The sequence below is a fragment of the Microbacterium sp. SWDP-B6 genome (assembly GCF_059803615.1).
Genome location: NZ_JAPFGV010000016.1, coordinates 39,098 through 52,020 on the forward strand (window position 1 = coordinate 39,098; position 12,923 = coordinate 52,020).

The 12,923-nt window shown below is 68.5% G+C and carries 10 protein-coding genes; 7 read left to right on the forward strand and 3 right to left on the reverse strand.

Annotated elements, in window-relative coordinates; genetic code table 11:
* Positions 1-61 precede the first annotated feature (61 nt).
* From OPU70_RS16175 to OPU70_RS16190, 4 genes are all read left to right on the forward strand, one after another.
* Positions 62-1,288, forward strand: coding sequence for a sugar ABC transporter substrate-binding protein (locus tag OPU70_RS16175; protein ID WP_498558246.1), 1,227 nt, complete (start codon positions 62-64; stop codon positions 1,286-1,288).
* A gap of 113 nt (positions 1,289-1,401) precedes the next feature.
* Entirely contained in the window at positions 1,402-3,024 is a 1,623-nt protein-coding gene (locus tag OPU70_RS16180; protein WP_042538177.1) for an ABC transporter permease subunit, read from the forward strand.
* Positions 3,024-3,935 carry a sugar ABC transporter permease gene (locus tag OPU70_RS16185; protein WP_056510605.1) on the forward strand — a complete coding sequence of 304 codons (912 nt, stop codon included), beginning with the start codon at positions 3,024-3,026 and terminating at the stop codon, positions 3,933-3,935. Before OPU70_RS16180 ends, OPU70_RS16185 begins: the two co-directional genes overlap by 1 nt.
* Positions 3,936-3,966: 31 nt before the next feature.
* Entirely contained in the window at positions 3,967-6,735 is a 2,769-nt protein-coding gene (locus OPU70_RS16190; RefSeq protein ID WP_498558247.1) for a glycosyl hydrolase 53 family protein, read from the forward strand.
* A gap of 172 nt (positions 6,736-6,907) precedes the next feature.
* On the opposite strand, the gene OPU70_RS16195 is transcribed toward OPU70_RS16190, so the two are convergent.
* Complete coding sequence (locus OPU70_RS16195) at positions 6,908-7,750, reverse strand: alpha/beta fold hydrolase (RefSeq protein WP_042538169.1); 843 nt, start codon at positions 7,748-7,750, stop codon at positions 6,908-6,910.
* A 96-nt stretch (positions 7,751-7,846) separates the two neighbouring features.
* Between OPU70_RS16195 and OPU70_RS16200 the strand changes: the two genes are divergently transcribed.
* The 3 genes from OPU70_RS16200 to OPU70_RS16210 all read left to right on the forward strand — a co-directional run bounded on the left by OPU70_RS16200 (position 7,847) and on the right by OPU70_RS16210 (position 9,608).
* Entirely contained in the window at positions 7,847-8,410 is a 564-nt protein-coding gene (locus OPU70_RS16200; RefSeq protein ID WP_042538167.1) for a TetR/AcrR family transcriptional regulator, read from the forward strand.
* Between the two features lie 99 nt (positions 8,411-8,509).
* Positions 8,510-9,304, forward strand: a complete 795-nt coding sequence (locus OPU70_RS16205) for a TspO-related membrane protein (protein WP_079113884.1) — start codon at positions 8,510-8,512, stop codon at positions 9,302-9,304.
* Positions 9,305-9,335: 31 nt separating this feature from the next.
* Positions 9,336-9,608, forward strand: coding sequence for a DUF1905 domain-containing protein (locus OPU70_RS16210; protein WP_498558248.1), 273 nt, complete (start codon positions 9,336-9,338; stop codon positions 9,606-9,608).
* Positions 9,609-9,732: 124 nt separating this feature from the next.
* Here the strand turns inward: OPU70_RS16210 and OPU70_RS16215 are convergent, their stop codons facing one another.
* Together OPU70_RS16215 and OPU70_RS16220 are read right to left on the reverse strand one after the other, a co-directional pair.
* Positions 9,733-10,404, reverse strand: a complete 672-nt coding sequence (locus tag OPU70_RS16215; protein ID WP_042538161.1) for a response regulator — start codon at positions 10,402-10,404, stop codon at positions 9,733-9,735.
* Entirely contained in the window at positions 10,401-12,923 is a 2,523-nt protein-coding gene (locus OPU70_RS16220) for an ATP-binding protein (protein WP_498558260.1), read from the reverse strand. The genes OPU70_RS16215 and OPU70_RS16220 overlap by 4 nt, the downstream gene beginning before the upstream one ends.

The window sequence follows — 12,923 nt, forward strand, 5'->3', positions numbered from 1 at the left end:
ACACCCACCCCGGTCGCGATGACGCGCAGCGCATCGTCGGCCACGACAGATAGGAAAACGCATGCGCAAGCACATCGGAGTCGGCGCACTCGCTCTGGCCGCGGCCGTGGTCCTCGCGGGCTGCTCCGCCGGCGCACCCGAAGGCGGCGACGACGCCGCATCCGGCGACGGCGCTGAACTCGTCATCTGGACGGACGCCGAGCGCGAAGCCGCGATCACCGCAGCCGCCGAGGCGTTCGAAGAGGAGACCGGAGCCAAGGTCACCCTCGTTCAGAAGAACTTCGAGGACCTCCGCAACGACTTCATCGCGCAGGTCCCGACCGGCGAGGGACCCGACATCACGGTCGGCGCGCACGACTGGCTCGGCGCGCTCGTCGCGGCCGGTGTCGTCGACACGATCGACCTCGGCGACAAGGCGTCGGAGTTCGAGCAGGTCGCTCTCGACGCCATGACCTACGACGGCCAGCTGTATGCGATGCCGTACTCGCTCGAGACCATCGCCCTCGTGCAGAACGTCGACCTCGTCGGCGCAGAGGCCCCGGCCACCTGGGACGACATGATCGCCAAGGGCGTCGCGGCCGGCACCGAGCGTCCCTTCGTCATCAACACCGGCGGCGAGACCGGCGACGGATACACGATGTACGGACTGCAGACCTCGTTCGGCGCCCCCGTCTTCGTGCAGGACGACACCGGCTCGTACACGAGCGAGGTCGGCATGGGCGGAGCACCCGGCGAGGCGTTCGCCAGCTGGCTCGGCGCCAACGGCTCGAGCGGCACCGGCTACATCTCGACCACCGTCGACTACGACATCAACAACGAGCTGTTCGCGTCGGGCAAGGCCCCGTACACGATCCAGGGCCCGTGGGCCATCAGCGCGTTCGACGGAATCAACGTCGCCGTGAACCCGATCCCCTCTGCGGGCGGCGAGCCCGCAGCCCCGTTCGTCGGCGTGCAGGGCTTCTACCTCTCGAGCAAGAGCAAGAACGCCCTTCTCGCCCAGGAGTTCCTCGTGAACTACCTCGGCACCGAAGACGCGCAGCGTGCCCTCTACGAGGCCGACCCCCGCATCCCCGCGTGGTCGACGCTCGCCGACGAGGTCTCGTCCGACCCGATCACCGCCGGCTTCGTGGCCTCCGCCCAGAGCGGCGTGCCGATGCCGTCGATCCCCGAGATGGGTTCTGTCTGGGATCTCTGGAACGCCGCGCAGGCGCAGATCATCAACGGCGCCGACCCCGTGTCGACGTGGAACACCATGGTCGCCGACCTCGAGACGACTCTCGCGGGTTGACCCGACTTGTGGGGCGTTTCGTCTCGGTCGCTTCGCTCCCTCGCTCAACGAACATTCCCGGTCGTTGAGCGAGCGGAGCGAGACGAAACGCCCCGCCAGACAGGACTGATGACATGACGATCCAGGCACCACCGGCCGAGGCCCCCACCCCCGTGGTGAAGCCCTCGCGCGAATCCCACGCCCGTCGCTTCCGCGGCCTCGGCTGGGGCTTCCTCATCAAGCTCGCCCTGATGGCGTTGGTCAACGCCTTCGGCATCATGACCGCGATCTCGGCCTGGAGTGCCGAGTCGTGGATCGTTCTCGGCGTCGTCGTGCTGCTGGTCATCATCGCCGACTGGGTGTACTTCACCCGCAAGGCGCTGCCGCTGAAATACCTGCTCCCCGGGCTGATCTTCCTGCTCGTCTTCCAGGTCTTCATCTTCGGCTACACGGCGTACATCGCCTTCACGAACTACGGCACCGGTCACGTCGGCACGCAGGAGCAGGCGGTCGAGGCCGCGCTGATCCAGGGCGAGCGTCGCATCGAGGGCTCGTCGGACTACCCGCTCTCGATCGTGCAGCGCGGCGACGAGCTCGGCTTCGCGATCGTCGACGACGACGGCGACGTGCAGGTCGGATCCGCGACCGAACCGCTGACCACCGCATCCGATGCCGAGATCGGCACCACCGGCGCCCCGAGCGAGGTGCCCGGGTGGGAGGTCGTCCCGCGGGCGACCGTGCTGACCGATCCGACACTCGGAGCGACGATCAAGGACCTCAGGGTGCCGGTCTCGGACGACCCGAACGACGGCTCGATCCGCACCCGAGAGGGCTCGACCGGCTCGGTCTACGAACCGACGCTGGTGTGGGATGCCGAGGCGCAGACGATCACCGACACGCAGTCGGGCACGGTCTACACGGCCACGGATCTCGGTGCGTTCGTGGCTGCAGACGGCACGGCGCTGCCGACGGGGTGGTCGGTGAACGTCGGATTCGCCAACTTCCTCAAGCTCTTCACGGATGCGAACCTCGCGGGCACCCTGTTGAGCGTCACGGTCTGGACCTTCGCGTTCGCGATCCTGTCGGTCGTGCTGAGCTTCGCCGTCGGACTCGGCCTCGCGATCGTCTACAACGACCCGCGCGTCAAGGGCCGTCGGTTCCTGCGAGCGCTGTTCATCCTTCCCTACGCGTTCCCCGCATTCATGGCCGCGCTGCTGTTCCGCGGCATGTTCAACGCCGAGTTCGGCGTGATCAACGACCTGTTCTTCTTCGGCTCGCAGATCAACTGGCTCGGCGACCCGTGGCTCACCCGAGCCGCGGTGATCTTCGTGAACGTGTGGCTGAGCTACCCGTACTGGTTCCTCGTGTGCACGGGCGCGCTGCAGTCGCTGCCGGGCGAGACGCTCGAAGCGGCCGAGATCGACGGTGCGAACAAGCTGCAGCGCTTCCGCGCGATCGTGCTGCCGCTGCTGCTCGTGTCGACCGCCCCCCTGCTGATCGCCTCGTTCGCCGTCGCGTTCAACAACTTCACCGTGATCTACACCTTCAACAACGGCGGGCCGGCCATCGCCGGCGCTCCGTACGCACTGGGCTCGACCGACATCCTGGTCTCGGCCATCTACGACGTCTCGGGCGTCTCGGGTGGTGCGGCCGACTACGGCCTCGCGAGCGCGCTGTCGATCATCGCCTTCATCGTGGTCGGTCTCATCTCGGCGCTGAGCTTCCGACAGACCCGCAAGCTCGAGGAGTACCAGTGATGAGTGAGACAAGAGTCATCGTGACCGGTTCATCGAAAGAAGCGGATGCCGCGCGCGCGGGCGCTCGACGGCGTCGGTGGTGGGGCGAGGTCGGGTGGAAGTACATCCTGGCCGCAGGAGTGCTGTTCTTCGCCGCGTTCCCGCTCGTCTACGTGCTGTCGGCGTCGCTCAACCCGAACGGCAGCCTTGCGGCATCCAGCGCTCTGTTCAGTGCGTTCGATCCCGCGAACTACATCGCCCTCGGCGAATCGCGCTACTGGGTGTGGTTCGGCAACACCCTGCTGATCGGCGGCGTGACCGCGGTGGGCTCGGTGCTGATGGGAGCCTGCGGCGCCTATGCGTTCTCGCGCTTCCGCTTCAGCGGGCGGCGCGCGAGCCTCACCACCCTGCTCGTGCTGCAGATGTTCCCGCAGGCGCTGGCGTTCATCGCCATCTTCCTGATGCTGCAGACCCTCGGCGACGTGGTCCCTGCTCTCGGCATCAACTCGAAGATCGCCCTGATCTGCGTCTACCTCGGCGGCGCACTCGGCGCGAACACGTTCCTGATGTACGGCTTCTTCAACACGATCCCCGTCGAGATCGACGAGTCGGCGAAGATCGACGGCGCCAGCCATGCGCAGATCTTCTGGCGGCTCATCATGCCGCTGGTCGTGCCGATCCTCGCGGTCGTCGCCCTGCTCGCGTTCCTCGCGGCGTTCGGCGACTTCATCCTGTCGAAGATCATCCTCACCTCCGAGGACAACTGGACCCTCGCCGTCGGCATGTACCAGTGGGTCTCGAACCAGCTGACCTCGCGCTGGGGGCTCTTCGCCGCCGGTGTCGTCGTCGCCGCCGTGCCCGTGCTCGCACTGTTCTTCTCGCTGCAGAAGTACATCGTCGGCGGGCTCACCCAGGGATCCGTCAAGGGCTGATCCTCTCTTCCGCACCGCTCGAAAGGCCGTCATGCACCGTCGCACGCGTTCCCTTCTCTCCTCCGCCCTGGCCACGGTCACCGCCGTCGCCCTGATCGGCGTCGCGCTGCCGGCGTCGGCCGCGCCATCCCAGGCATCCGTGCCGGCTGCTGTCGCCGCCGCCGAACCGGTGGATGCCGGCATCACCGTCCCACGGGTCGAGAACCTGCCCGACGACTTCATCGGCGGCGTCGACGTGTCGTCGGTGCTGTCTCTCGAAGAGTCGGGCGTCGTGTTCCGAGACTCCGACGGCACGCCGGGTGATCTGTTCGAGATCCTCGCCGACGCCGGGGTCTCCGATGTGCGGGTGCGCGTGTGGAACGACCCGTTCGACGCGAACGGCAACGGCTACGGCGGCGGCGACGTCGACGTCGATCGTGCGATCGAGATCGCGCAGCGCGCGACGGATGCCGGACTCGGCGTGCTCGTCGACTTCCACTACTCCGACTTCTGGGCAGACCCCGCCAAGCAGCAGGTGCCCAAGGCCTGGCAGGGGATGACGGCCGACCAGGTCGCCGCCGAGGTCGGCACCTTCACCCGTGATGCCGTGCGACGACTGGTGGATGCGGGCATCGATCTGCGCATGGTGCAGGTGGGCAACGAGACCAACGGCGGCGTCGCCGGGGTGCGCGGCTGGGACGACATGGCGAAGGTGTTCTCGGCAGGCTCTGCCGCCGTGCGCGCCGAAGCGCCCGACACTCTCGTCGCCGTACACTTCACCAACCCCGAGCGGGCCGGCTTCTATGCCGACGTCGCAGCCCAGCTCGACCGCCGCGACGTCGACTATGACGTGTTCGCGTCGTCGTACTACCCGTTCTGGCACGGCACCCCCGAGAACCTCACGGCGGTGCTCTCGCACGTCGCCGAGACGTACGGCAAGAAGGTCATGGTCGCCGAGACCTCGTGGGCGTTCACGCTCGACGACGGAGACGGCCACGGCAATGTGGTCGACCTGCCGTCCGAGGCGACGCAGTATCCGGTGAGCGTGCAGGGTCAGGCCGATGCGGTGCGCGCGGTCGTGCAGGCTGTCGCCGACGTCGGCGAGGCCGGTATCGGCGTGTACTACTGGGAGCCCGCATGGCTGCCGGTCGGTCCGCCCGCTCAGCTCGAGCAGAACAAGGTGCTGTGGGAGCGCGACGGATCCGGATGGGCGTCGAGCTTCGCCGGCGAGTACGAGCCGCATGATGCCGGCCAGTGGTTCGGCGGATCCGCGTGGGACAACCAGGCGCTGTTCGGGTTCGACGGCACGGCATCCGATGCGCTGAACATCTTCTCCTACGTGCGCACCGGAGCCCAGGCCCCTCGCGCTGTCGAGTCGGTGCGGCCCGTGGCGCTGCAGCTGGTCGAAGGCGATGCGGTCGAGCTGCCCGGCGAAGTATCCGTGCTCTACAACGACGGCTCGTCGGAGCAGCAGACCGTCACGTGGTCGACCGGCGCGGAGTACATCGAGGGCGTCGGCGAGTATGCGATCGCGGGCGTGACCGAAGCGGGACTCGCGGCCTCCGCCACAGTGTCGGTCGCGGCGCGCAACTATCTGCGCAACCCTGGATTCGAGGATGCGGACACGAGCATGTGGAGCGCGACCGGGTCGGGCCTCACCCTGCGAGCATGGGATGACCCTCGGAGCGGCACCCATTCGGCGCACTTCTACGCGGCATCCGGATACTCGTTCGAGCTGTCGCAGACCGTGAGCGGGCTGCCCGCAGGGTCGTACGTCGCACGGGCGTCGCTGCAGGGCGACGGTGAAGGCTCGGACGGGCGGGCTTCGCTGTCGCTCTCGTCGTCACCTGCAGCGGGCCCCGCTGCGGCCTTCGGGTTCGACGGCTGGCGGGTGTGGTCGACGCCGACGACCGAGGCGCTGCAGGTGGGTGCCGAGGGCACGGCGACCGTGCGGATCTCCGCGGCGCTGCCGGCGGGGGCGTGGGGCACGATCGACGATCTCGAGCTCGTGCGCGAACCGATGCCCGGTGCCGACACCACGCAGCTGCGGGAGCGGCGCGACGCGGCTGCGGCTCTCGACCTGACGACGTATGTCGAGTCGTCGACGACCGCCATGCCCGGTGCGATCGCGCGTGCCGACATCGTGCTCGCAGCGACCAGCCCGAGTGAGGATGCCGTGGCAGGAGCCGTGGCGACGCTCGATGACGCCGTCGACGCACTCGTGCGGAAGGACTCGGCGACGGCCGCCCCGGCTCGTGGAGTGCTGTCGCACGACAACGGCCATGACACCGGGCTGCTCGACGGCGACTTCACGCTCACCATGAATCTGTGGTGGGGGCAGAACGCCACCAAGCTGCGAGTGTTCGAGAACGGCGTGCTGATCGAGACGGTGCCGCTGACGTTCGGAGGCACCGCTGCGCAGACGGCACAGGTCGCCGTGACCGGCAAGGCGAACGGCAGCTACGTCTACACCGGCGAACTGATCAACTCGCGAGGCGTGACGGCGGTGAAGCCCGTGACGGTGAAGGTGAAGGATGCGGCTCCCGGCACACCCGTGCTGTCGGCCGACAACTGGGACGGCGACGGGTCGTACACGCTCACCGCCGACATGTGGTGGGGCACGAACGCGACATCGTACCGCCTGTACGAAGACGGTGTGCTGATCTCCGAGGGCGACATGGTCGCGAACAGCCCCGCCGCGCAGCGTGTGACGGTGCCGGTGTCGGGGCGGTCGGTGGGAAAGCACACCTACCGTGTGGAGTTCGTGAACGCCGCGGGCAGTACCGAGAGCAAAGCGCTCACGGTGACGGTCAAGCGCTGACGGCATCCGACTGCGTCCTGAATCCGTGGTCGGGTCAGCACCGGATGCTTCTGTTCGTTGAGCGAGCGGAGCGAGACGAAACGCGGTGAGGATACCGGAGCGTTGAGCCCCTGCATCCTCACCGCGTTTCGTCTCGTCGCTGCGCTCCTCGCTCAACGAACGGAAGGGTGCGTCACTTGCTGAGGAAGTCCTTCAGCGCGGCGTTGACCTCGTCGGCGTGGGTCCAGAGCAGGCCGTGCGGGGCGCCCTCGACCTCGACGTAGGTCGCCGCGGGCACTGCCTGGTGGAACCGGCGGGCGGTGGCGTCGATCGGCAGGATGTTGTCCTTGGTGCCGTGGAGGATCAGCGTGGGCTTGCCGGCATCGCGCACCGCATCCACGTCGCCGCGGAAGTCCTCGATCCACGACGAGACCACGGCGTAGGCGGCGACAGGAGCGCTGCCGATCGCGACGTTCCAGCTGCCGGTGACGGCCTCCTGGCTGATGCGCGAGCCGAGGTTCTCGTCGAGGTTGTAGAAGTTCTTGTAGAAGTCGGTGAACCAGGCGAAGCGGTCGCCCTTGGCTGCGGCCTCGATGCCGTCGAACACATCCTGCGGCACGCCCTCGGGGTTGTCATCGCGCTGCACGAGGAACGGTTCGAGCGAGGCGAGGAACGCGAGCTTGGCTACGCGGTCGTGGCCATACGTGGCGACGTAGCGGGCGAGCTCGCCGGTGCCCATCGAGAAGCCGACGAGCACGACGTCGCGCAGGTCGAGGGTCTCGAGCACCGTGTTGAGGTCGGCGGCGAAGGTGTCGTAGTCGTATCCGGTGCCGACCTTCGACGACTGACCGAATCCGCGGCGGTCGTAGGTGATGACGCGGTAGCCCTGAGCGAGGAGCTCGCGGGTCTGGCGCTCCCAGCTGTGTCCGTCGAGCGGGTAGCCGTGGATCAGGACGACGGGCTGGCCCGATCCCTGGTCTTCGTAGTAGAGCTCGATCGGGGTGCTGTTCTCGTTTCCGACGGTGATGTAACCCATGATCCTGGTCCTTTTCGATCCTGTGAGAACGGTCGTTCTCGGCTGATGTTGTCCACTGTAGAGAACGCTCGTTCTCATGTCAAGTACACTGAGGATATGACGGAGCAAACGGTGCGTGAACAGATCCTCGCGGCGGCGGACGAGCTCTACTACCGCAAGGGATACGCGGCTGTCGGCATGGACGAGCTGAGGGCCGCGGCCGGCGTGTCGCTGCGCCGCCTCTATGCGCTGTTCCCGTCGAAGACCGACATCGTCACGGCTGTCCTCGCCCGCAAGCACGGGGAATGGGAGTCGGGACTCACGGGGGCGGTGGCGGATGCCGGGGCTGACCCGCGCGACAGACTGCTCGCCGTCTACGGGTATCTCGAGGACTGGTTCTGCACCGACGACTTCCGCGGCTGCGCCTTCATCAACGCGTTCGGCGAGCTCGGCGGCACGAACCCCGAGGTGGCCAAGATCGTCCGTGACCACAAGGCCTCCTTCCAGGCGTATATGGCGGGGCTCGTGGTCGCGGCCGGGGCGCCGGCATCGCTCGCCGCGCAGCTGTCGATCCTCGCGGAGGGGGCCCAGAGCACAGCCGCCATCGCGGCCGATCCGCAGGTCGCCGTGCAGGCGCGCAATGCGGCCGAGGTGCTGATCGACGCCGCCGTCGCCGCCTGACCGCGGCGCACTCAAGGGATTTAGCTAGCCTGGCTAGCCTTCTCGGATGTCGGTGTCAAGGCTGGTGTGTTCCCGCGCTCACGCGCGTATGGTGCGAGCATGGAATCCCGGACGCAGGACATCGCCCGCCAGTCGATCATCATCGCCTCGGCCACGTTCATGCTGATAGCCGCGGCTGTGGGGTCCGGCGCCTTCGGTGGCACCTCGGTCAGCGAGCTGCAAGACGGAGCGCTCTCGGCGCAGGGGTCGTATCTCGCCCCGGCCGGCCCCGCCTTCTCGATCTGGTCGCTGATCTACCTCGGCCTCATCGCCTACACGGTGTGGCAGGCGCTTCCGCCGCAGCGGGCGGATGAACGTCAGCGCGCGGTCGGCGGATGGATCGCCGCATCGATGATCCTGAACGGGCTCTGGCTCGTGACGGCGCAGTTCCTGTCTCTTCCGCTGACGGTGCTCGTGATCGCACTGCTGCTCGCCACCCTCGCCCGTGTCATCGTGATCCTCGGCCGCAGCCGTGCCCGGACCTGGCCCGAGCGCATCGTGGTCGACGGAGCGAACGGCCTGCACTTCGGCTGGGTCACCATCGCGACCGTGGCCAACACGACGGCGTGGTTCACGCAGATCGCGCCGGCAGCGTGGGCAGACCAGGCGGAGATCTGGGCGGTCGCCGTGCTCGCCGTCGTGCTCGTGATCGGAGTGGCCAGCGCGCTCGTCACTCGGCGCATCGCCCCCGCTCTCGCGACCGCGTGGGGCCTCGGCTGGCTGGCCGTCGGCCGCCTGACCGGCGAACCCGAGAGCACCGTCACCGCCATCGCCGCGATCATCGTCGCGATCGTCCTCGTCGCCGCAGGCGTCTGGGGAGTGCTGCGCCGCCCGCGCGCCGACATCGCGCTCTGATTCAGCGCTCGGTCGCGAAAAGCCTGTTCTCATGACTGCGGATCAGCTGAGCTTTCACACGACGATCGGTGTTGAGGTCAAGGGCGAGACGTGGAGTTGCGTCGAGATACCCGGCTCCGCCGAGTTCTTCGGAACCGGGAAGACGGTCAGGGTCGACGCCCTGATAGACGATGTGAAGCTCGAGAACGTCGGCGCGATGGTGACCGGTACGGGTGGACACATGGTGTCGCTGAACGCGAAGGCGCGGAAGTCGCTGGGCAAGGACATCGGCGACACCGTCGAGGTCACCATCATGAAGCGTTGATCACGCACACCGTTCACAATTCAGCACAGACTGCGGCCGAACGCCCTGAACCCGTCTATTCCGCCGGCCGCCGCAAGTTCATGCTGAGTTGTGAACCGGGAATGACGAGAACGGCACGCCGGGGTCAGAGGACGAGCCGGTAACCCATCCCCGACTCGGTGAGCAGGTGTGCCGGTGCGCTCGGTTCGGCCTCGAGCTTCTTGCGCAGCTGCGACATGTACAGCCGCAGGTAGCCGGAGTCGGAGACCTGCTCGCTGCCCCAGATCTCCTTCAGCAGATCCTGCCGAGTCACCAGGGCGCCCGGATGGCGGGCGAGATGCTCGAGCATGCGCCACTCGGTGGGCGTGAGATGAACCCGCGTGCCCGCCCTGGTGACGGTCTTCGTCGCGAGGTCGACCACGACGTCGCCGAATCCGACGGTCGACTCGCCGCCGGCCGGCACCGACCGGCGAGACAGCGCCCTCAGCCGCGCGAGCAGCTCGTCGACCTGGAACGGCTTGGTGACGAAGTCGTCGGCTCCCGCATCCAACGCCTCGACCTTGTCCGCTGATCCGGTGCGGCCGGAGACGACGATGATCGGCACGGTCGTCCAGCCGCGCAGCGCCTGGATCACCTCGATGCCGTCGAGCCGCGGCATGCCGAGGTCGAGCATGATGATGTCGGGGTGCGTCTGCGCGGCGGCGGCCACGGCAGCGGCACCGTCAGCGGCCACGACCACCTCGTAGCCGTGGGCGGCGAGGGTGATGCGCAGCGCCCGCACCATCTGCGGGTCGTCATCGGCGATGAGGAGCTTCACTCCGTCTCCTCCTGCGTGAGATCGGGCTCTCCTGCCAGCGGCAGCGAGATGACCATGGTGAGTCCACCGCCGGGGGTGTCCTCGGGTGTCAGGGTACCGCCCATGCCCTCGGCGAATCCGCGCGACAGCGCGAGGCCGAGGCCGAGACCGGTGGTGTTGTCGGTGTCGCCGAGGCGCTGGAAGGGCTGGAAGATGCGGTCGCGATTCTCTGCCGGCACGCCTTTGCCCCGGTCGATGACGCGGATCTCGGCGCGCTCGCCGAGGGTGCTCGTCGACACGATCACCCGACTGTCGGCGGGCGAGTGGCGGTGCGCGTTCGCGATCACGTTCACCAGCACTCGCTGCAGCAGCACCGGATCGGCCGACACCGCCGGCAGGTCGGCGTCCAGTGCCAGCTCCACGTCGTCGGGGCCGAGGCCGAGTTCATCGACCGCCGCCAGCACGGGACCCGCGACATCGAGTCGCATGCTCGAGACGGCGAGCACTCCCGCCTGCACGCGGCTGACGTCGAGCAGATCCGTGACCAGCGACGACAGGGTGGCGAGGCTCTCATCCGCCGTGGCGAGCAGTTCTTCCCGATCGGATGCCGACAGTCTGTGCGCCCCGCGGAGTCCGCCGATCGCGGCGACAGCCGAGGCGAGTGGTCGGCGAAGGTCGTGGCTCACCGCTGACAGCAGGGCACTGCGCACCTGGTCGGTCTCGGCGAGAGCGGCGACCTCGCGCGCTGTGGCACGCAGGTCGGTGTGCTCGATCGCCGCCGCGAGCTGGGCGACGATCGCATCGAGCAGTCGCCGGGCGGGGGTGTCGAGGGGCTCGCCGTGCAGCTCGAGCACGGCGGGAGACGATCCGCCCGCGCCGACCGGAATCGAGGTGGCCCGACCGTCGGGCACGGGTTCGCCGTCGCTCGCCAGCACCTCGCCCTCGGCGGTGAGCAGGCGCACACCGGTGAGGCCGAAGGCCTCGCGCGTGCGACTGACCATCGCGAGCACGGCGTTGTCTCCGCGGAGCACGTTGCCGGCGACCGCGGCGAGGAGTTCGGCCTCGGCGGCGGCGCGCTGGGCCGTGCGGGCTCGCCGTGCGGCCTGGTCGACGATGATGCTGACGAGGATCGCGATGATCACATAGAGCGCGAGGGCGAGCACGTGCAGCGGATGCGCGATCGTGATGGTGAAGATCGGCGAGACGAACAGGAAGTCCAGTGTGATGCCCGAGAGCACCGCCGCGAAGACGGCCGGTCGCAGCCCGCCCACCAGCGCGACGATCACGACGAGCAGCTGGAAGGCCAACACCTCGACGGTGATCGACTCGGGACTGCGGAAGGCGAACATCGCCCACGAGAGCAGTGGTCCGACGATGAGCGCGATCACGAAGCCGAGCAGCTGACGTCGCCAGCCGAGCGCACCGCCGGTGATGCGGGGGAGCGCGGCGCGCCCGCCCGCGGCGGCGTGCGTCACGATGTGCACGTCGATGTCTCCCGAGCGGCGGATGACCTCCGACCCGATGCCGGGTCCGGTGAGCGCGGCCGCGAGGCGACCGCGTCGGCTGACGCCGATCACGAGCTGCGTGGCGTCGGCGCCGTGCGCGAACTCGACGAGCGTGCCGGGGATGTCGTCGCCGATGATCTGGTGAAAGCTGCCGCCGAGCGACTCGACCAGTGAGCGCTGGGCGGCCAGTGCCCCCGGGGTCTCGTCGCGGAGGCCGTCTTGTGCGGCGATGTGCACTGCGAGCAGCTCGCCACCGGCCGAGCGGGCGGCGATTCGGGCCCCTCGACGCAGCAGCGTCTCGCCCTCGGGGCCACCGGTGAGGGCGACGACCACGCGCTCGCGCGCCTGCCAGGTGCCCTCGATGCCGTGGTCGGCGCGGTAGCTGCGCAGCGCACTGTCGACCTCGTCGGCGAGCCACAGCAGCGCGAGTTCACGCAGCGCCGTCAGGTTTCCGAGGCGGAAGTAGTTCGACAGCGCCGCGTCGATCCGTTCGGCCGGGTAGACGAGGCCCGCCGAGAGTCGATCGCGCAGCGACTGCGGCGCCAGGTCGACGACCTCGATCTCGTCGGCGGCGCGCACCACGGCATCCGGGATCGTCTCCTGCTGAGCGATGCCCGTGATCTTCTCGACCACGGCGTTCAGCGACTCGATGTGCTGCACGTTCACGGTCGTGACGACGTCGATGCCCGCGTCGAGCAGCGCATCGACGTCCTGCCAGCGCTTCGCGTTCTGCGAACCGGGGGTGTTGGTGTGGGCGAGCTCATCGACCAGCGCGATCTCGGGGTGCCGGGCGAGAACCGCCTGCAGGTCCATCTCGCTCAGCGGCACGCCTCGGTGCAGATCGGTGCGGCGAGGCACCTCGGGGATGCCGATGGTCTGCGCCGCCGTCGCCGCACGGTCGTGCGTCTCGACGACCGCGATCACGACGTCTCGGCCCTCGTCGAGCAGTCGGCGGCCTTCGACGAGCATCTCGAAGGTCTTGCCGACACCGGGGGCTGCGCCGAGCAGCACGCGGAGTCGGCCGCGCCGCGGCAT

Bases quoted from the DNA above. Each gene is read 5' to 3' on its own strand.
- OPU70_RS16210 (WP_498558248.1), top strand. From the start codon at position 9,336: ATGACTGCGGATCAGCTGAGCTTTCACACGACGATCGGTGTTGAGGTC.
- OPU70_RS16205 (WP_079113884.1), top strand. From the start codon at position 8,510: ATGGAATCCCGGACGCAGGACATCGCCCGCCAGTCGATCATCATCGCC.
- OPU70_RS16180 (WP_042538177.1), top strand. From the start codon at position 1,402: ATGACGATCCAGGCACCACCGGCCGAGGCCCCCACCCCCGTGGTGAAG.
- OPU70_RS16190 (WP_498558247.1), top strand. From the start codon at position 3,967: ATGCACCGTCGCACGCGTTCCCTTCTCTCCTCCGCCCTGGCCACGGTC.
- OPU70_RS16175 (WP_498558246.1), top strand. From the start codon at position 62: ATGCGCAAGCACATCGGAGTCGGCGCACTCGCTCTGGCCGCGGCCGTG.
- OPU70_RS16220 (WP_498558260.1), bottom strand. From the start codon at position 12,923: ATGCCGCGGCGCGGCCGACTCCGCGTGCTGCTCGGCGCAGCCCCCGGT.
- OPU70_RS16185 (WP_056510605.1), top strand. From the start codon at position 3,024: ATGAGTGAGACAAGAGTCATCGTGACCGGTTCATCGAAAGAAGCGGAT.
- OPU70_RS16200 (WP_042538167.1), top strand. From the start codon at position 7,847: ATGACGGAGCAAACGGTGCGTGAACAGATCCTCGCGGCGGCGGACGAG.
- OPU70_RS16195 (WP_042538169.1), bottom strand. From the start codon at position 7,750: ATGGGTTACATCACCGTCGGAAACGAGAACAGCACCCCGATCGAGCTC.